Consider the following 19,592-nt stretch of genomic DNA (forward strand, 5'->3'; position numbering starts at 1 on the left):
GGCGAGATCATGTCGAGCGGAGTGGTTATGGGCGACCGGCACGACTACGTGGCCCTCGAATGGGTCAAGGGCGAAATTGCCGAAACGCTGAGGCAGGCGCATCAGGCCATCGAAGCCGTGCTCGACGATCCGCAGTCGGTGCCCGGCCTCGACGAGTGCCTGGCCTGTATCCATCAGGTCCACGGCAGTCTGCAGATGGTCGAGTTCTACGGCGCGGCCTTGCTCGCCGAAGAGATGGAACGTCTGGTCGAAGCCCTGCAAAACGACCGCGTCAGCCACCGCGACGAAGCCTTGCACCTGTTGTTGCAGGCCTTCGGCCAACTGCCGACCTACCTCGACCGCGTGCAAAGTGCACGCCGTGACTTGCCGCTGGTGGTGCTGCCGTTGATCAACGATCTGCGCAGCGCCCGGGGCGAAAGCCTGTTGTCCGAGACCAGCCTGTTCAGCCCGCAATTGCCGGAGTTGCCGCCGCTGAGTCAGGACACGCTGGCCCTGTTGGAACCGGCCGATTTACCCAATGTGCTGCGCAAGTTGCGGCAGATGTTGCAGATGGCGCTGGTGGGTTTGCTCCGCGAACAGGACGACCAGACGCACCTAGGTTACCTGAGCAAAGTCTTCACCCGCCTCGAAACCTTGAGCGGCGATTCACCCTTGAGTCCGCTGTGGCAGGTCGCTTCGGCACTGGTCGAAGGCATGCGCGAAGGCCGGATCGCCAACAGTCCGGCCCTGCGCAGCCTGTTCAAGGACGCCGACAAGGAACTCAAGCGCCTGCTCGAACAAGGCATGGCCGGCCTCAACCAGCCACCGCCACCCGAGCTGTTCAAAAGCCTGCTGTTCTATATTGCCAAAGCCGAACATCCCACCGGGCAGATGCTGACCATGAAAGATCGCTACTCTCTGGACGACGCGTTGCCCGACAGCGCGATGGTCGACGAAGAACGCGCACGTCTGGCCGGCCCCGACCGCGATGCCATGCGCTCGGTGCTTGCGGCGTTGTGTGAAGAGCTGGTGCGGGTCAAGGAACGCCTCGACCTGTTCGTGCGCAGCGACCGCCAGCACACCTCGGATCTGGACAGCCTGCTGGCGCCGTTGCGGCAGATCGCCGACACCCTCGCGGTGCTCGGTTTCGGCCAGCCGCGCAAGGTCATCATCGATCAACTGGCGGTGGTGCTCAGCCTCGCTCAGGGCCAGCGCGAACCGAACGACGCCACGCTGATGGACGTCGCCGGCGCCTTGCTCTACGTCGAAGCGACGCTGGCCGGGATGGTCGGCACGGTGGAACCGGAAAGCCCGGAAGACTCGCGCCTGCCCACCACCGACCTGACGCAGATCCATCAGATCGTGATCAAGGAGGCGCGCATCTGCCTGCAACAGGCCAAGGACATGATCGTCGACTACATCGACGCCGACTGGGATCGCCAGCAACTGCAACCGTTGCCGGCGCTGCTGACCCAGGTGCGCGGTGCGCTGGCGATGATCCCGTTGGCGCGTGCGGCAAGCCTGCTGGAAGCCTGCAACGGCTTCATCCGCGAGCATCTGTTGCTCGATCCCCACGAGCCGGGCTGGCAGCAACTGGACAACCTCGCGGATGTCATCACCAGCCTCGAGTATTACCTCGAACGCCTGACCGATGACCCGCAGGCACCGAGCGAGCAATTGCTGGATGTCGCGCAAAAGAGCCTGGCCCGTCTCGGCTACTTTCCTGACGAGCCGCCCAGCGATCAGCATGTGCCCGTGCTCGAGGATGTGCTCAGCCCCGGCGAAGCGCTGGTGATGCAGGACCTGCAGGAACTCGATGACCCGCAAATCGCCCAGTCGCTGGCCGATGTGCTGGCCAGTCCGGTGTCGGCGGTGAACCCGCCGGCACTGACTACGCCCGGCAGCTTGCTGCCGCCGCCCGCCGATGAAGAACCGGTGGACGATGAGTTGCGTGAAGTGTTCCTCGAAGAAACCGAGGAAGTGCTCGATGTCCTGCGCGACTACCTGCCGCGCTGGACTGCCGATCCGCAGGACCGTGCAGCCCTGAGCGAACTGCGTCGCGCCTTTCACACCCTGAAAGGCAGCGGACGCATGGTCCGTGCGCTGGTACTCGGCGAACTGGCCTGGGCGGTGGAAAACCTGCTCAACCGTGTGCTGGAACACAGCGTCGAACCATCGCCAGCGGTGCAGCAATTGCTCGCCGATACGCTGCTGTTGCTGCCGGACCTGATCGCCGAATTCGCCATCAATGGTCAGCGTCAGCGCCAGGACGTCGATCAGCTGGCGGCCCGCGCCCACGCCTTGGCCAAGGGCGACACGCCGCTGCCGGCCGAAGACGTGGAAGACGTTGCCGCGCTCGATCCGCTGTTGCTGGAGATTTTCCGCAACGAGGCCGAAACCCACCTCGCCAGCCTCAACCGCTTCCTCGATCAGGCCGCCGAACACGTGCCGTTGCAGGCCAGCGATGAATTGCAGCGAGCGCTGCACACCCTCAAGGGCAGTGCGTCGATGGCCGGCGTATTGCCGATCGCCGAACTGGCAGCGCCGCTGGACAAACTGGCCCGGGAGTTCAAGGCCCACCAACTGGCGCTAGACCTCGACGAAGTGGAGTTGCTACTGGAAGCCGAAGGCCTGTTCCGCGTCGGCCTGCGCCAGCTCAAGCACGACGCGCTGGCGCCGATTGTCGGTGCGCAGTCGCTGATCAAACGCACCGAAACCCTGCTGAGCGAACGCCTCGAATCCATCCTCAATGCCCCTAGCAGCAGTTTGCGGGTCAAGCGCGATCCGCAACTGATCAACAACTTCCTGGCCCAAGGCATGGACATCCTGCTCGACGCCGAGAACCTCTTGCAGCGCTGGCAGCAGCATCCCGGCGAGCGTCAGGAGCTCAGTGCGCTGCTGGATGAACTGACGACCCTCGGCGAGGCCGCGCACCTGGCGGATCTGCTGCCGGTGGACGTGTTGTGCGAAGCCTTGCTGGATCTGTATGGCGCGGTGGAAGAAAGCAGCCTGGCCGTCAGCGAGCGGTTTTTCCATGAGGCGCAGCAGGCCCACGAAGCGCTGATCAACATGCTCGACGAACTGGCCGCCGGCCAGGAAATCACCCCGCAACCCCAGCGCATCCGTGCGCTGCACGAACTGCTCGACGAAGGCCTCGACCCGTCGGCCATGGGCCTGATCCGCAGCGACGGCAGCCGTACCCTGAGCATTTCCGAACTGGGCAGCGCCACTGCCGAACTGCAAAAAAGCACCAGCGGAATCGGCGCGGATGACGAGATCGTCGAGATCTTCCTCGAAGAGGCGGTGGACATTCTCGACAGCGCCGGACAAGCCTTGCAGCGTTGGTTGAACGACCCGGAAAACGGCGCGCCGCTGTCGTCGCTGCAACGGGACCTGCACACCCTCAAGGGCGGTGCACGCATGGCCGAGGTCGAGGCGGTCGGCGACCTGGCCCAGGAGCTGGAAAATCTTTACGAAGGTCTGGTGGATCGCCGCTACAACCACAGCGACGCACTGGGCCGACTGTTGCTGCAAAGCCATGAGCGACTGGCGTTCTACCTCGATCAACTGCATGACCATCAACCGCTGAAACCGGCGCCGGACCTGATCGACGCGATCCGCCAGTTCCGTCAGGGCCAGGCCGGCAGTCCCGAGGCGCCGCCGGAGGCCGCCAGCCATGATGGCGCCGGACACGACCCGGAGCTGCTGGAAATCTTCCTCGAAGAAGGTTTCGACATCATCGAAAACTCCGGCGCCGCGCTGCTGCGCTGGCAGGCCGAACCCGGCAACCGCCAGGAAGTGGAAACCCTGCTGCGCGATCTGCACACCCTCAAGGGTGGCGCGCGGATGGTGGAAATCGGCCCGATTGGCGACCTCGCTCATGAGCTCGAATACCTTTACGAAAGCCTGTCCTCCGGCACCCTGCAAAGCAGCGCCGAACTGTTTGCCCTGTTGCAGCGCGGCCACGACCGGTTGGCGCAAATGCTCGATGCGGTGCGCGCCGGCCAGCCATGCCCGCCGGCGGATCGGCTGATCGGCGCGATCCAGAATTTCAGCCACCCGGTGGCGGTGGAAACGCCTGCGCCGATATTGCCGGTGCCCTTGAAGACCGAACCCGCCGTACCCGCTGCCGAGGCCGGTGCGGACATGGTCAAGGTCTCCGCCGAGCTGCTGGATGAACTGGTCAACCTTGCCGGCGAAACTTCGATTTTCCGTGGGCGTATCGAGCAGCAGGTCAGCGATGCACAGACCGCGCTGAACGAAATGGAAACCACCATCGAGCGTATGCGCGACCAGTTGCGTCGGCTCGACACCGAAACCCAGGGGCGGATTCTCAGTCGTCAGCAAGTGGACGCCGAACGCCTGGGCTACGAAGAATTCGATCCGCTGGAAATGGATCGCCATTCGCAGTTGCAGCAATTGTCCCGGGCCCTGTTCGAATCCGCTTCCGACCTGCTCGATCTCAAGGAAACCCTCGACCGCAGCACCCACGACGCCGAGAACCTGCTGCAACAGCAAGGCCGGATCAACACCGAACTGCAGGAAGGCCTGATGCGCACGCGCATGGTGCCGTTCGAGCGCATGCTGCCGCGACTCAAACGCATCGTCCGTCAGGTGGCCGAAGAGCTGAACAAGGACGTGGCCTTCACCGTCGGCAACGCTGAAGGCGAGATGGATCGCAACGTTCTCGAACGCATGGCGGCGCCGCTGGAACACATGCTGCGCAACGCCGTCGACCATGGTCTGGAACCCGCCGAGGTGCGACTCGCTGCCGGCAAGCCGGCTCAAGGTCAGATATCCCTCGACCTGTCCCGCGAGGGCGGCGACATCGTGTTCGACATCCGCGACGACGGCGCCGGGGTGCCGTTGGACGCCGTGCGACGCAAAGCGGTCAAGCGCGGTCTGCTGGCGCCGAACGCGGAAATCAGCGATCGCGAAGTGTTGCAGTTCATCCTTCAGCCGGGCTTCTCCACCGCCGAAAAAATCACCCAGATTTCCGGGCGCGGCGTGGGCATGGACGTGGTCCACGAAGAAGTACGGCAACTGGGCGGCACCATGAGCATCGACTCGGTGCCGGGGCAGGGCGTGCATTTTCGCATTCGCCTGCCGTTCACCGTGTCGGTCAACCGTGCGCTGATGGTGCAGTGCGGCGAGGATCAATACGCGATTCCGCTGAACACCATCGACGGCATCGTTCGCGTGTTGCCGAATGAACTCGACGGGCATTTCCGTCACGATCCGCCGCGCTACGAGTACGCCGGCCAGCGCTATGAACTGTGCTACCTGGGCGAGCTGCTGAAAACCGCGCCACGGCCGAAACTGCTCGGCCAGAGCCTGCCGCTGCCGGTGCTGCTGGTGCAATGCAACGAACGGCACATCGCGGTGCAGGTCGACGCCATGGCCGGCACCCGCGAGATCGTGGTCAAGAGCCTCGGCCCGCAGTTCGCGTCGGTGCAGGGCGTGTCCGGAGCGACGATTCTCGGCGATGGCCGGGTGGTGCTAATCCTCGATCTGCTGGCGCCGATCCGTGCGATGCAGGCGCGGTTGCCGCAGCGTCCGGCCGGTCACGAAATCGAGAGCGAGCCGCAAAAACCGCTGCTGGTGCTGGTGGTCGACGACTCGGTCACCGTCCGCAAAGTCACCAGCCGCCTGCTCGAACGCCATGGCATGAACGTGTTGACCGCCAAGGACGGGGTCGATGCGATGTTGCTGCTGGAAGAACACATGCCGGACCTGATGCTGCTCGACATCGAAATGCCGCGCATGGATGGCTTCGAAGTGGCGACCCAAGTGCGCCAAGATGAACGCCTGCAACACCTGCCGATCATCATGATCACCTCGCGCACCGGGCAGAAGCACCGCGACCGCGCCATGGCCATCGGCGTCAACGACTACCTCGGCAAGCCGTACCAGGAATCGGTGCTGCTCGAAAGCATTGCCCTGTGGAGCAAAAAACATGCATGAGCGGCGTCATAACCAGCGCAGCAGCCAGCTCACCGGGCTGTTGCTGCCGCTGGCCGACCGGAATCTGATCCTGCCCAACGTCGCCGTCGCCGAGTTGATCGACTACCAGTCCAGCGCCTTCGACCTCGATACACCGCCGTGGTATCTGGGCCGGGTGACCTGGCGCGAGCGGCAGATACCGCTGCTGAGTTTCGAGTCGGCGTGCGGCAACAAGATCGTCATCGGCGAACGGGCACGGATCGTCATCCTCAATGCCCTCGGGGGATTGCCGACGCTGCGTTTCATTGCCTTGCTGGTGCAGGGGATTCCGCGCTCGTACAAGCTCGACAGCCAGTTGAGTTATGTCGACGTGCCCCTGTGTGCGCTGGAGCAGGCAGCGGTGCAGGTGGGGGAACAGGTGGCGAAGGTGCCGGATCTGCTGGCGCTGGAGAAGTTGTTGGTCGACGCGGGACTAGTTCATTGATCCAGAGTCTGCAGTGTTCGGTTTGGCCTCATCGCGAGCAGGCTCGCTCCCACATTTGAAATGCGTTCCCCCTGTGGGAGCGAGCCTGCTCGCGATAGCGATTCCAACCATTACGCTGACCGTAATGATTCACCGCCGCGCTTGATTGATGCCCCCACCCGACACTCCTAAGGTAGCTCCACGACAGCGAACCCCGTGGAGTGAGCATGACAACAACAATTTCCCCCGACTCGCGCTGGACGCGGCGGCGCGACGAGAAACAGCGTCGCCTCGACAAGGTGCGCGGGCTGGCCGACGGTGCGGTGTTGCCCACCGACAGGATCGTCGCGGCGCTTGAGGCGCTGATCCTGCCCGGCGACCGTGTGGTGCTGGAGGGTAACAACCAGAAGCAGGCGGATTTTCTTTCCCGTGCTTTGGCCAAGGCCGATCCTGAAAAGCTCCACGACCTGCACATGATCATGCCCAGCGTCGGTCGCTCCGAGCATCTGGACCTGTTCGAACGCGGCATCGCCCGCAAGCTCGATTTCTCATTTGCCGGCACTCAGAGCCTGCGTATCAGCCAGTTGCTCGAAGACGGCCTGCTGGAGGTCGGCGCGATCCACACCTACATCGAACTCTACGCCCGGCTGGTGGTGGACCTGATCCCCAACGTCGTGCTTTCGGCCGGGTTCATGGCCGACCGGGCCGGCAACATCTACACCGGCCCGAGCACCGAAGACACTCCGGCGCTGATCGAGCCGGCTGCGTTCAGCGATGGCATCGTCATTGTCCAGGTCAATCAACTGGTGGACGACGTCAGCGAGCTGCCTCGCGTGGACATTCCCGCATCGTGGGTGGATTTCGTGGTGGTGGCGGACAAGCCGTTCTACATCGAGCCGCTGTTCACCCGCGACCCTCGGCACATTAAGCCTGTGCACGTGTTGATGGCGATGATGGCGATTCGCGGCATCTACGAAAAACACAATGTGCAGTCGCTGAACCACGGCATCGGTTTCAACACCGCGGCCATCGAACTGATCCTGCCGACCTACGGCGAAGCCCTCGGCCTCAAGGGCAAGATCTGCCGCAACTGGACCCTCAATCCGCACCCGACCCTTATTCCGGCCATCGAAAGCGGCTGGGTCGAAAGCGTGCATTGCTTCGGCACCGAACTGGGCATGGAAAACTACATCGCTGCCCGTCCCGACGTGTTCTTCACCGGCCGCGACGGCTCGCTGCGTTCCAACCGGATGTTCTGCCAACTGGCCGGGCAATACGCGGTGGACCTGTTCATCGGCGCTACCCTGCAAGTCGATGGCGATGGCCATTCCTCCACCGTTACCCGAGGCCGCCTCGCCGGTTTCGGCGGCGCACCGAACATGGGCCACGACCCGCGCGGCCGGCGTCACGGCACCCCGGCGTGGCTCGACATGCGTCATGACGATTCGCAGCAACCGATGCTCGAACGCGGCAAGAAACTCGTGGTGCAAATGGTCGAGACCTTCCAGGAGGGCGGCAAACCGACCTTCGTCGAAACCCTCGACGCGGTAGAGGTGGCGAAGAAAAGCGACATGCCGCTGGCGCCGATCATGATCTACGGTGACGACGTCACTCACCTGCTGACCGAAGAAGGCATCGCCTACCTGTACAAGGCGCGCTCGCTGGAAGAGCGTCAGGCGATGATCGCTGCGGTGGCGGGCGTCACCGCCATCGGCCTGCGCCACAACCCGAAAGACACTGAACGCATGCGCCGCGAAGGGCTGATCGCCTTGCCCGAAGACCTCGGCATCCGCCGCACCGACGCCACTCGCGAACTGCTCGCAGCGAAAAGCGTGGCCGATCTGGTCGAGTGGTCCGGCGGCCTCTACAACCCGCCCGCCAAGTTCAGGAGCTGGTAATGCACGCACTCAACCTGCAACCGAAAACCATCACCCTCGCGGAGCGGCTGGCGGATCTGGCGGTGGACGCGCTGATCGACGAAGCCGACCTGTCGCCGAAACCGGCGCTGGTCGACCGCCGTGGCAACGGTGCGCACACCGACCTGCACCTGGGATTGATGCACGCCTCGGCGCTGGCGTTGTGGCCAGCGTTCAAGGAAATGGCCGAGGCCGCGCTCGAATTCGGCGAGATCGACTCGCCGCTGCGCGAAGCGATCGGCCGTATCGGACGGGAAGGCGAGCAAGCGATGCTCGCTACCACCCACGGGGTGAACACCCATCGCGGTGCGATCTGGGCTTTGGGCCTGCTGGTTACGGCCGCTGCGCTGGAGACGAAATCCACCAGCGCCGGCGCCGTTACCCTGCGCGCTGCACGTCTGGCGTTGCTCGATGACCGTCATGCGCCGCGCCCGCTGAGCCACGGCGCGCAAGTTGCCCAACGCTACGGCGCTCGCGGTGCCCGGGAAGAAGCGCAGCTCGGCTTCCCCTCCGTGGTGCAGCGCGGACTGCCGCAGCTCAAGCGCAGCCGCGCCGCCGGCCATGGCGAACAGAACGCCCGGCTCGATGCCTTGCTGGCGATCATGACCGACCTCGCCGACACCTGCGTGCTGTACCGCGCCGGCGAACCGGGCCTGCACGCCATGCAGGACGGCGCCCGAGCGGTGCTCGACGCCGGTGGCAGTGCCAGCCTCACCGGTCGCCGCCGCCTGCACGAACTTGATCAACAACTCATCGCATTGAATGCCTCGCCCGGTGGCGCCGCCGACTTGCTCGCCGCCACGCTGCTGCTCGACCGGATCGAGCGCGACGGCATCCTTCAGGGAGCGTTTTGATGGAAACCTTATCCTTTGAATTCCCCGCCGGGCAGCCGCCACGGGGTCGGGCGCTGGTCGGTTGTGTCGGTTCGGGCGATCTGGAAGTGCTGATCGAACCGGGCCTCGCCGGCAAGCTGACCATCAATGTGCAGACCTCGGTCAACGGTGCGCAGCAGCGCTGGCAGCATCTGTTTGCGCGGATGTTCGACGGCACCACGCCACCGGCGATGGCCATCGATATCCACGACTTCGGCGCGACCCCGGGCGTGGTGCGCCTGCGGCTGGAACAAGGCTTCGAGGAGATCGGCCATGACTGACACCTCGGCACTTTTGCACAAACACAGCTTCGTCGAACTCGGCGCACGGCAGCGGGCGAAATCCTTGCTCGACGCCGGCACTTTCCGCGAACTGCTCGACCCGTTCCAACGCGTCATGTCGCCATGGCTGGAGCGTCAGGGCGTGGTGCCGCAGGCCGATGACGGTGTGGTGATCGCCAAGGGCAACCTCGACGGTTTGCCGGTGGTGATCGCGGCGATCGAAGGCGCGTTTCAGGGTGGCAGCCTCGGTGAAGTCGGCGGTGCGAAGATCGCCGGCGCGCTGGAACTGGCCGCCGAAGACAACCGCAAAGGCATTCCGACCCGCGCCATTCTGCTGCTGGAGACCGGCGGCGTGCGCTTGCAGGAAGCCAACCTCGGGCTGGCGGCGATTGCCGACATCCACGCGGCGATTGTCGACTTGCAGCAGTACCAACCGGTGGTCGGCGTGGTGGCCGGCAGCGTCGGTTGCTTTGGCGGCATGTCGATTGCCGCCGCCCTGTGCAGCTACTTGCTGGTGACCCAGGAAGCACGCCTCGGCCTGAATGGCCCGCAGGTGATCGAGCAGGAAGCCGGGATCGAGGAATACGACTCCCGCGACCGGCCGTTCATCTGGAGCCTGACCGGTGGCGAGCAACGTTTCGCCAGTGGTCTGGTGGATCGTTATGTCGCCGATGACGTGGCGCAGATTCGCCAGCAGGTCAGCGAGTTGTTGCAACAGGGCTTGCCGAAACAACCGCGCAGTCAGCGGGCCGAGTGGTATCTGCAACGGCTGGAGAGCCTGGACACTGACAAGCAAATCGAGCCTTCGGCGGTTCGCGATCTGTATCAAGGAGAGCGCTCATGAGTGGTTATTCCCTGCGCGGTTTGAACTGGTTCAACGCCTTGAGCGCCGGGGCGAATGCCGTTGAGGGTTTGCCGCCATCGTTGAAGGTCGCCGACGGTGAGCTCGGGCGTTTTATTGCGGTGGTCGCCGATCCGGACAACCGCTTCCCTCGCGCTCGCAACGGCGAAGTGGGATTGCTCGAAGGCTGGGGACTGGCCAAGGCTGTGGATGACGCGATCACCGCCGACCGCGACCAAACGCAAAAACGCCCACTGATCGCCATCGTCGATGTGCCGAGCCAGGCCTATGGTCGCCGCGAAGAAGCCCTCGGGATTCATCAAGCCTTGGCCGGTGCGGCGGACGCTTATGCCCGGGCTCGTCTGGCCGGGCATCCGGTGATTGCGCTGCTGGTGGGCAAGGCCATGTCCGGGGCGTTTCTGGCCCATGGTTATCAGGCCAATCGCTTGATCGCCCTGCGCGATCCGGGGGTGATGGTGCATGCGATGGGCAAGGCGTCGGCGGCGCGGGTGACTTTGCGCAGTGTCGAAGAACTGGAAGCCCTGGCCTCCAGCGTGCCGCCGATGGCCTATGACATCGACAGTTATGCCAGCCTCGGATTGCTCTGGGAAACCTTGTCGGTGCAGCAGATCGATCAGCCGACCGCGGAGGACCTGGCGCGGGTCGGCGAATGCCTGAAGCAAGCCATCGGCGATATTGACGCGACGGATTTGAGCAATCGTCTCGGCGCTAAAAACCGTGAAGCCTCCAGCCGGGTGCGTGAGCTGCTGAGGGCGCAGTGGTGAACAGCTTTCTCGCCCACGACCTGCTGTGGGGCATGACGCCTGAACAGTTGCCGGCGGATGCGCCGCAGTGGGCGATTGATTCGCTGGCGGCCGGGCAACCGGTGGTGGTGCGGCGGGCGGTGAGCACTGAAGGTCTGATCGCGGTGGGCGTACGCGGTGTGTTGCGCGAACAGCGGCTGGCGGCGTTCATGCCTGTCGATTCGATTGCCTGTCGGGTCACTCCCGAGGCGCTTTGTCATGTCGAGAGCGAACGTGATCTGCCGGTCATGCAGGCGCTCCGGCAACTGCGGCCGGTGCTCGATGATTGTGGTTGGATCTGGGGCGTCAGTGGCAGTGCCGGGTTTGAACTGGCGAGCGGGTTTGCAGCCATGCACGAGGCCAGCGATCTCGACTTGATCCTGCGTACACCGCAACTCATCACCCGTAATCAGGCACGCAAACTGGTTGCGGTTTTCGATCAGGCGATCTGCCGGGTCGACATGCAATTGCAGACGCCATTCGGTGCCGTCGCTCTGCGCGAATGGGCCGGAAACGCTTCGCGGGTGCTGCTGAAAAACGCCCATGAAGCCAGTCTGGTATCTGATCCGTGGAATCCGCAGGAGCAGGCAGCGTGAGCAGCCTGCTGGTGTTTCCCGGCCAGGGCGCGCAGCAGCCCGGCATGCTCCAGCGTTTGCCTCGGGAAACGCTGGTCGAGGCCAGCGACAGCCTCGGTGAGGATGTCTTGCGCCTGGATTCCAGCGAAGCGTTGCGCAGCACCCGGGCGGTTCAGCTTTGCTTGCTGATCGCCGGCGTCGCGGCCTCGCGGCAGTTGCTGCAGGACGGACTCGCCGCCGATTACGTCGCCGGCCTGTCCATCGGTGCCTACCCGGCAGCGGTGGTCGCCGGCGCGTTGAGCTTCAGCGATGCGTTGCATCTGGTCAGCCTGCGCGGCGAGTTGATGCAGCAGGCTTATCCACAGGGCTTCGGCATGACCGCGATCATCGGTCTGCAATTATCCACCGTCGAAACGCTGCTGGCGCAGGTGCACGGCGCAGAAACGCCGGTGTACCTGGCCAACATCAACGCCGATAACCAGGTGGTGATTGCCGGCAGCGACAAGGCAATGCAAGCGGTCGCCGAGCTGGCGCGCAGTCGTGGCGCCGGGCTGGCGAAACGTCTGGCGGTCAGCGTGCCGTCGCACTGCCCGCTGCTGGATGAACCTGCGCAGACACTCGCCGAAGCGTTCGCCAAAGTGGAAATGAAAACACCAAAAATCGCTTACCTGAGCGGCAGCCGCGCAAGGCCTGTGACCAAGATCGAAGCGCTGCGCGACGATCTCGCCTTCAACATGTGTCGCGTGGTGGACTGGCGCGGCACCGTGCAAAGCGCCTACGAGCGCGGCGTGCGACTACAGATCGAACTGCCGCCCGGTGCGGTGCTGACCGGGCTGGCGCGCCGGGTGTTCGAACAGGGGACCGTCACTGCCTTCGACAGTGCCCGGCTCGACACCTTGCAAGCGCTGTTGCGAGAGGAGGAGGGCCGACGACCCTAAATCACCGACTCAGGCTTCGAACAACAAAAACAACATTCGACGATGCACTTTGAGGACTACAACAATGATTATTTACGGTGTGGCGCTGCTGGCGATCTGTACGCTGGCAGGGGTGATCATGGGTGACCTGCTCGGCGTGTTGCTGGGGGTCAAATCCAATGTCGGCGGGGTCGGCATCGCGATGATCCTGTTGATCTGCGCGCGGCTGTGGATGCAAAAACGCGGCGGCATGACCAAGGACTGCGAGATGGGCGTCGGCTTCTGGGGCGCCATGTACATTCCGGTGGTGGTGGCGATGGCCGCGCAACAGAACGTCGTCACCGCCCTGCACGGCGGCCCGGTGGCGGTGCTGGCGGCAATCGGTTCGGTGGTGGTCTGTGGCTGCACCATTGCCCTGATCAGCCGCACCCACAAGGGTGAACCCTTGCCCGACGAGCCGGCAGAAGTCTCCCCGGTCGGCACACCCGTAGGAGGTCGCTGACATGTGGGATCTCATTGAAAAAGGTCTGGAACACAACGGTCTGATCACTGCGTTCGCCTTCGTCGGCGTGATCATGTGGGTCTCGGTGATTCTCTCCAAACGCCTGACGTTCGGGCGGATTCACGGCTCGGCGATTGCCATCGTCATTGGCCTGGTGCTGGCCTGGGTTGGCGGGACCATGACCGGCGGACAGAAAGGCCTGGCGGATCTGTCGCTGTTCTCCGGCATCGGTTTGATGGGCGGCGCGATGCTGCGGGATTTCGCCATCGTTGCCACGGCTTTCGAGGTGCAGGCGACCGAGGCGAAGAAGGCCGGTTTGATAGGCGTGATCGCGCTGCTGCTGGGCACGATCCTGCCGTTCATTGTCGGCGCGTGCATGGCTTACGCGTTCGGTTATCGCGATGCCGTGAGCATGACCACCATCGGCGCGGGGGCGGTGACTTACATCGTCGGCCCGGTGACCGGCGCGGCGATTGGCGCGACCTCGGATGTGATGGCGCTGTCGATTGCCACCGGGCTGATCAAGGCGATTCTGGTGATGGTCGGCACCCCGGTGGCGGCGCGCTGGATGGGCCTGGATAACCCGCGTTCGGCGATGGTGTTTGGCGGGCTGGCCGGGACCGTGAGTGGTGTGACGGCGGGGCTGGCGGCGACGGATCGGCGGTTGGTGCCTTATGGGGCGTTGACGGCTACGTTCCACACCGGATTGGGTTGTCTGCTTGGGCCTTCGTTGTTGTTCTTCGTTGTTCGCGGGATTGTGGGCTAGGTTCGGATATTGAGTTGTCTGGGCTGACGCTTTCGCGAGTAGGCGCGCTCCCACATTTGGAATGCATTTCCCTGTGGGAGCGAGCCTGCTCGCGAAGGGCGCGACGGGGTGTCAGGTCTGGCGATTGGCATACATCCGACACTCCGCCAACAACGCCAGCAGATTCGGATCCCGCTCCTTGGCCTTCAAAAACACCACGCCAATGTGCTGCTGCAACCGGTACTTCTCCTGCAACGGAATCAGCTTCACCCGGTTCTCGTACACCGCTGCAATCCTCCCCGGCAGCAACGCATAACCCACCCCCGAGCTGACCATGCTCAGCAGGGTGAAGATGTCGTTGACCTGCATCGCCACCTTCGGCTCGAACCCCGCCTGCCTGAACACCCGGATGCCGTCCTGGTGGGTGGCGAAGCCCTGGGTCAGGGTGATGAAGGTCTCATCGCGCACCTCCGCCAGATCCACTTCGTTGCGTTGAGCGAAGCGCGAATCAGCCGGAGTGGCGAGGAAGATGTCGTCGGAGAACAGTGGAATCTGCTCGCAGTCCGGGTCGTTGACGCTGTCGTCCAGCGACACCAGGATCGCGTCGACTTCCATGTTTTTCAGCTTGTAGAGCAGGTCGATGTTCGAACCGAGGATCAAGTCGATGTTGAGTTCGCTGCGGCGGATCTTCAAACCCATGATCAGCTGTGGCACGGTTTTCACCGTCAGTGAATACAGCGAACCGAGCTTGAAGCGTTCAGCCGAGAACCCGGCGGCTTCGCGGGTCAGGCGCACGCTTTCGACCACGTCCTGGATCAGCTTCTGCGCCCGCTCTTCGAGTACGTAGGCGCTCTCCAGCGGCGTCAGGTTGCGTCCTTCGTGCTTGAACAGCGGGCAGCGCAGGGCGCTTTCCAGCGAATGGATTGCGCGGTGCACGCTGACGTTGCTGGTCTGTAGCTCGGCGGCGGCGCGGGCGAGGTTGCCGGTGCGCATGAAGGCGAGGAACACCTCGAGTTTCTTCAGGGTCAATTCTTCGTCGATCAGCATGGCGCGGACTCTTCTTGGTATCGGTCGATTGTGCCCAAATATCAGGACAGGTGCAGGCCCGCGTTGAACGGAAACATTGCGCTTTTACGCTCAAGGCCCGAGCCTTGCGCGCTGCGGTAATGAAATCGAGGTGTGCGACACATGTATCACGGAGAAAAACTGAACGCCTGGACGCATCTGGTCGGGGCGGTGGCGGCGTTTGTCGGGGGCGTCTGGATGCTGGTGATTGCCAGCCTCGACGGCAGCCCCTGGAAGATCGTCAGCGTGGCGATTTACGCCTTCACCTTGCTGGTGCTCTACAGCGCATCCACCGTGTATCACAGCGTGCGCGGGCGCAAGAAAGCGATCATGAAGAAGGTCGATCACTTTTCGATCTACCTGCTGATCGCCGGCAGTTACACGCCGTTCTGTCTGGTGACCCTGCGCGGGCCGTGGGGCTGGACGCTGTTCGGGATTGTCTGGGGGCTGGCGCTGATCGGCATCCTGCAAGAGATCAAACCGCGCTCCGAGGCGCGGATCCTGTCGATCGTGATCTACGCGGTGATGGGCTGGATCGTGCTGGTGGCGGTCAAGCCGCTGATCGACGCGCTGGGGACGGCGGGGTTTGCCTGGCTGGCGTCGGGCGGCGTGCTGTACACCGTGGGGATCATCTTTTTTGCCCTTGATCACCGGTTGCGGCATGCCCACGGGATCTGGCATCTGTTCGTGATCGCCGGGAGCCTGCTGCACTTTGTGGCGATTCTGTTTTACGTCCTTTAAGGGCGCATCAGTCGGTCGAGTTGTTCCCGGGCGCGCTGACTGAAGATCTGCAGCAAATCATTCAAGGTGTGGGGCGGCGGTTCGGTGGCGCGAGTCACGGCGTACAGCGTGATCGGCAGCGGCGGGGCGAGCGGGCGAATCACGGTGCTGGTCGGCGAAGCACCGAGTGCCGTGAACGGGTCGATTACCGCCACGCCGGCCCCGGATTCAACCATCGCTCGCGCCAGCGAATACGTCTGCACGGCAATCCGCACCCGAGGCGGTGGCTCGACCGCTTCCAGATAACTGTCGAGGCGCGCAGCCAGCGGATCGGCGCTGGACAGCCCGATCAGCGGCGCTCCCGCCAACGCCATCAGTGGCAACGGCTGGCCGGCGTCTTCCTCCGGCCAATATCCTTTCGGCGCCAGCGCTACCAACACACCCGCTGCCAATGCCTGCGCTTTCAGCCCCGGATGATCCGGCAACTGCAACGTCAGGGCCACGTCCACTTCGCGCATCAGCAGGTTCTGCATCAGCTCGCGGCTGTGGGCGCTGGACAGTTCGCAGGCGATGTCCGGGAACTGCGCCGTCCATTGCCGGATCGCCGGCGGCAGCAACGACAGCGCCAGCGCCGGGGTCGCGCCGATCCGCAGACTGTGGCCGGGCTCGCGGCGCAGGCTCTGGGCCAGACGCCGCACGCCTTGCAGGCTTTCCGTGACCTTGTCGACTTCGCGCTCCAGCTCCAGCGCTTCCGGGGTCGCCTGCAACTTGCCGCGCACCCGCAGAAACAATGGAAAGCCCAACTGCTGCTCGGCGTGCTGCAGCACTTTGGTCACCGCCGGTTGCGAGACGTGCAGCAATTGCGCAGCGGCGCTGACCGAACCGGTCTGGCGAATGGCCTGGAAAATCTCGATGTGGCGAAGGCGCATGGCGAGTCCATAACCTTTGTTTATAGGTCTGGCATCTTTATTCATTGTTCGACGCCTGTCACCTCATCCTAACCTCAGCCCCGTCTTCAAATAGAAATAAGGACGGACATGGCTCAGCGTGTGTGCATCATCGGCGGCGGTGTGATTGGCCTGGCAACGGCCTACGCGCTGGTGCGCGACGGCTTCGAGGTGACGGTGGTCGAGGCGCGGCAGTCGCTGGGCAGCGAAACCAGTTTTGCCAACGGCGGTCAGTTGTCCTATCGCTATGTGGCGCCGCTGGCCGATGCCGGCGTGCCGTTGCAGGCCATCGGCTGGATGCTGCGCGGCGATTCACCGCTGAAGCTGCGCCCGCGTCTGGACCCGGCGCAGTGGCGCTGGATGGCGTCGTTTCTCACTGCGTGCCGTACCTCGGTCAACCGTGAAAATGCGGCGCATCTGTTGCGTCTGGCGCTGTTCAGCCAGAGCACATTGAAGCGCTGGCGTGAGGACGACGGACTCGCCGGCTTCAACTGGCGGCGCAACGGCAAACTGGTGACCTTCCGCAACATCGCCAGCTTCGATCATGCGCGCCAGGGCCTGGCCGATCCGCAGCAACAGCAGGTGTTGTCCGCCACCGAATGTGCGCAACTGGAACCGGCACTGGCCGATGCGCCGTTTGTGGGCGCGATCTACACGCCGGATGAAGAAGTCGGCGACTGTCACGGGTTCTGCCAACAGTTGGCGGCGCGATTGAAAGCGTCGGGCCACTGCGAGTTTCGCCTCGGTCAGGCAGTCACCGGCATTCGCCACAGTGACGGCGCTGTCGCCGCAATTGAGCTTGGCGACGAAGTTCTGCCGGTCGAACAACTGGTAATCGCCGCCGGCCATCGCAGTCCGTCGCTGGCGCTGCCTGGTCTGCGCCTGCCGCTGTATCCGCTGAAGGGCTACAGCCTGACCGTGCCGATCGGCAACGAGCACCGGGCGCCGGACGTGAGCATCACCGACTACGACCGCAAGATCGTCTACGCGTGCATCGGCGAACAACTGCGCGTGGCGGCGATGGTCGACATCGTCGGTTTCGACCCGGCAGTGGATCCCGAGCGGCTGGCACTGATCAAGCGTCAGGCCCGCGACACCTTTCCCGATGCCGGCAACTACGACGCCGCCGTTGAATGGGCCGGCATGCGCCCGGCCACCCCGACCGGTGTTCCGCTGCTGGGCGCCACGGCGTATCGCAATCTGTGGCTCAACCTCGGCCACGGCGCATTGGGTTTCACTCTGGCCTGCGGTAGCGGGCAGTTGCTCAGCGAGCTGATCGGCCAACAGCGCGCATCCATTGATCTGCACGGGTTCAATCCCCGTGCGGCGTGACGGTCTCTGCTAAAACACCTCACCCACAACGGAGAATAACAATGCAAAAAATCACGTTGCTCGGCTGCACACTGGCGCTGTTCATAGGCGCACAGGCTCAGGCCAATGAAGTGCCGCTGACCGGTACGCTCGGCAAGATCGCCAGCGCCAACAGCATCACCCTGGGTTATCGCGATGCGTCGGTGCCTTTCTCGTATGTGGGCGACCACACCGGGCAGCCGATGGGGTATTCGGTGGAGCTGGCGGGCAAGATTGTCGAGCGCATCAAGCAGCAGCTGGCGCTGCCGGAGCTGAAGGTGAAGTACAACCTGGTGACATCGCAGACGCGGATCCCGCTGGTGCAGAACGGCACGGTTGATCTTGAGTGCGGCTCCACCGGGGTGACCGCCGAGCGGCAGAAGCAGGTCGCGTTCTCCTACGGTTTCATCTACGTCAAAGGCCAGTTGTTGACCGCCAAGGACAGCGGCATCCACAGCTTCGACGATCTGCGCGGCAAGAACGTGGTGACCACCGCCGGCACTACCAACGAGCGCTATCTGAAGAGCTACAACCTCGACCACAAACTGAACATGTTCGTCATCAGCGCCAAGGATCACGGCGAGGCGTTCCAGATGCTGCAATCGGGGCGCGCGGCGGCGTTCTACATGGACGACGCATTGCTCTACGGCGAGCGGGCCAAGGCGCGGGATCCGCACAACTGGGTCGTGGTGGGGGAGGAGCAATCGCGGGAAATCTACAGCTGCATGGTGCGCAAGGATGATCCGCAATTCCTCGCGCTGGTGAACGGCGCGCTGGCCGATCTGTACAGTTCGGGGGCGATCAACGGGATCTACCGTAAGTGGTTCGAACAGCCGATCCCGCCGAAGGGTTTGAACCTTGAGTTCCCGATGACCAGCGAACTCAAGGCAATCATCGCCAGACCGATCAGTGATCCGGTGCAGTGATGGTTTAGAAATCCCCCCACAGTTGCTGCGCCACCGCCAGCGCCACAACCGGCGCCGTCTCGGTGCGCAGCACGCGCGGGCCGAGGCGGGCGGCGTGGAAACCGTTGGCCTTGGCTTGCTCGACTTCGGCGTCGGACAGGCCGCCCTCGGGGCCGATCAGGAACGCCAGGGTCGATGGCTTGGCATGGCTGACCAGCGGCTCGGCCACCGGATGCAGGACCAGTTTCAGTTCGGCTTCGGTCTGTTTCAGCCAGTCGGCCAGCAGCACCGGCGGATGAATCACCGGCACCCGTGAACGACCGCATTGCTCGCAAGCGCTGATCGCCACCTGACGCCAGTGCAGCAGGCGTTTGTCGGCGCGTTCGTCCTTGAGGCGGACTTCGCAGCGTTCGCTGAAGATCGGGGTGATTTCGTTGACACCCAGCTCGGTGGCTTTCTGGATCGCCCAGTCCATCCGCTCACCCCGTGACAGACCCTGGCCGAGATGGATATGCAACGGTGATTCGACCTGACCGGCAAACTGCTCGTCGATCTGCACCACGACACGCTTCTTGCCGACTTCCACCAGCGATCCGCGAAACTCGTGGCCGGAACCGTCGAACAACTGCACCGCATCGCCCTCGGCCATGCGCAGCACGCGGCTGATGTAATGCGCCTGGGCTTCCGGCAGTTCGTGTTCGCCGGTGCTGAGCGGGGCGTCGATAAAGAAGCGGGACAGTCTCATTCGGAGTCTCTGAAAAGGATCGT

At 63.8% G+C, this 19,592-nt stretch carries 17 protein-coding genes; 14 read left to right on the top strand and 3 right to left on the bottom strand.

Annotated features, from left to right (window positions below; translation table 11 throughout):
• The first annotated feature begins 27 nt into the window (after positions 1–27).
• The 11 genes from DXT77_RS10235 to madM all read left to right on the top strand — a co-directional run bounded on the left by DXT77_RS10235 (position 28) and on the right by madM (position 13,858).
• Positions 28–5,943, top strand: coding sequence for an Hpt domain-containing protein (locus DXT77_RS10235; protein ID WP_119427546.1), 5,916 nt, complete (start codon positions 28–30; stop codon positions 5,941–5,943).
• Positions 5,936–6,406 (top strand): chemotaxis protein CheW, encoded by a 471-nt coding sequence (locus tag DXT77_RS10240; protein ID WP_085709087.1) that lies wholly within the window; start codon positions 5,936–5,938, stop codon positions 6,404–6,406. Before DXT77_RS10235 ends, DXT77_RS10240 begins: the two co-directional genes overlap by 8 nt.
• A 206-nt stretch (positions 6,407–6,612) precedes the next feature.
• Entirely contained in the window at positions 6,613–8,283 is a 1,671-nt protein-coding gene (gene mdcA, locus DXT77_RS10245; RefSeq protein ID WP_119427547.1) for a malonate decarboxylase subunit alpha, read from the top strand.
• On the top strand, positions 8,283–9,155 hold the full coding sequence (locus DXT77_RS10250) for a triphosphoribosyl-dephospho-CoA synthase (RefSeq protein WP_119427548.1): 873 nt from the start codon (positions 8,283–8,285) through the stop codon (positions 9,153–9,155). Before mdcA ends, DXT77_RS10250 begins: the two co-directional genes overlap by 1 nt.
• Entirely contained in the window at positions 9,155–9,454 is a 300-nt protein-coding gene (locus tag DXT77_RS10255; protein WP_003229075.1) for a malonate decarboxylase subunit delta, read from the top strand. Before DXT77_RS10250 ends, DXT77_RS10255 begins: the two co-directional genes overlap by 1 nt.
• On the top strand, positions 9,447–10,298 hold the full coding sequence (locus DXT77_RS10260; protein WP_119427549.1) for a biotin-independent malonate decarboxylase subunit beta: 852 nt from the start codon (positions 9,447–9,449) through the stop codon (positions 10,296–10,298). Before DXT77_RS10255 ends, DXT77_RS10260 begins: the two co-directional genes overlap by 8 nt.
• Positions 10,295–11,080 carry a biotin-independent malonate decarboxylase subunit gamma gene (gene mdcE, locus DXT77_RS10265; RefSeq protein WP_119427550.1) on the top strand — a complete coding sequence of 262 codons (786 nt, stop codon included), beginning with the start codon at positions 10,295–10,297 and terminating at the stop codon, positions 11,078–11,080. Before DXT77_RS10260 ends, mdcE begins: the two co-directional genes overlap by 4 nt.
• Entirely contained in the window at positions 11,074–11,694 is a 621-nt protein-coding gene (locus tag DXT77_RS10270) for a malonate decarboxylase holo-ACP synthase (RefSeq protein WP_119427551.1), read from the top strand. The genes mdcE and DXT77_RS10270 overlap by 7 nt, the downstream gene beginning before the upstream one ends.
• A complete protein-coding gene (gene mdcH / locus DXT77_RS10275; protein ID WP_119427552.1) occupies positions 11,691–12,611 on the top strand; it encodes a malonate decarboxylase subunit epsilon in 921 nt (306 codons plus the stop codon). The genes DXT77_RS10270 and mdcH overlap by 4 nt, the downstream gene beginning before the upstream one ends.
• Before the next feature lie 64 nt (positions 12,612–12,675).
• Positions 12,676–13,092 (top strand): malonate transporter subunit MadL, encoded by a 417-nt coding sequence (madL, locus tag DXT77_RS10280; RefSeq protein ID WP_085709094.1) that lies wholly within the window; start codon positions 12,676–12,678, stop codon positions 13,090–13,092.
• Position 13,093: 1 nt separating this feature from the next.
• Positions 13,094–13,858 carry a malonate transporter subunit MadM gene (gene madM / locus DXT77_RS10285; protein WP_119427553.1) on the top strand — a complete coding sequence of 255 codons (765 nt, stop codon included), beginning with the start codon at positions 13,094–13,096 and terminating at the stop codon, positions 13,856–13,858.
• Positions 13,859–13,969: 111 nt separating this feature from the next.
• Here the strand turns inward: madM and DXT77_RS10290 are convergent, their stop codons facing one another.
• A complete protein-coding gene (locus DXT77_RS10290; protein ID WP_119427554.1) occupies positions 13,970–14,884 on the bottom strand; it encodes a LysR substrate-binding domain-containing protein in 915 nt (304 codons plus the stop codon).
• 141 nt (positions 14,885–15,025) lie between these two features.
• Between DXT77_RS10290 and DXT77_RS10295 the strand changes: the two genes are divergently transcribed.
• Positions 15,026–15,643: a hemolysin III family protein gene (locus tag DXT77_RS10295; RefSeq protein ID WP_114886061.1), complete on the top strand. Its 618-nt coding sequence runs from the start codon at positions 15,026–15,028 to the stop codon at positions 15,641–15,643.
• Here the strand turns inward: DXT77_RS10295 and DXT77_RS10300 are convergent.
• Positions 15,640–16,551, bottom strand: a complete 912-nt coding sequence (locus tag DXT77_RS10300) for a LysR family transcriptional regulator (RefSeq protein WP_119427555.1) — start codon at positions 16,549–16,551, stop codon at positions 15,640–15,642. The two genes, DXT77_RS10295 and DXT77_RS10300, sit on opposite strands and share 4 nt — an antisense overlap.
• 108 nt (positions 16,552–16,659) lie before the next feature.
• Between DXT77_RS10300 and DXT77_RS10305 the strand changes: the two genes are divergently transcribed.
• Complete coding sequence (locus DXT77_RS10305) at positions 16,660–17,901, top strand: D-amino acid dehydrogenase (RefSeq protein WP_119427556.1); 1,242 nt, start codon at positions 16,660–16,662, stop codon at positions 17,899–17,901.
• Between the two features lie 41 nt (positions 17,902–17,942).
• A complete protein-coding gene (locus DXT77_RS10310; protein WP_119427557.1) occupies positions 17,943–18,845 on the top strand; it encodes a transporter substrate-binding domain-containing protein in 903 nt (300 codons plus the stop codon).
• Positions 18,846–18,849: 4 nt separating this feature from the next.
• Here the strand turns inward: DXT77_RS10310 and DXT77_RS10315 are convergent, their stop codons facing one another.
• Positions 18,850–19,569: a 16S rRNA (uracil(1498)-N(3))-methyltransferase gene (locus DXT77_RS10315; RefSeq protein WP_114886056.1), complete on the bottom strand. Its 720-nt coding sequence runs from the start codon at positions 19,567–19,569 to the stop codon at positions 18,850–18,852.
• Positions 19,570–19,592 lie beyond the last annotated feature (23 nt).

The sequence above is a fragment of the Pseudomonas sp. 91RF genome (assembly GCF_003576265.1).
Lineage (GTDB): Bacteria > Pseudomonadota > Gammaproteobacteria > Pseudomonadales > Pseudomonadaceae > Aquipseudomonas > Aquipseudomonas kribbensis.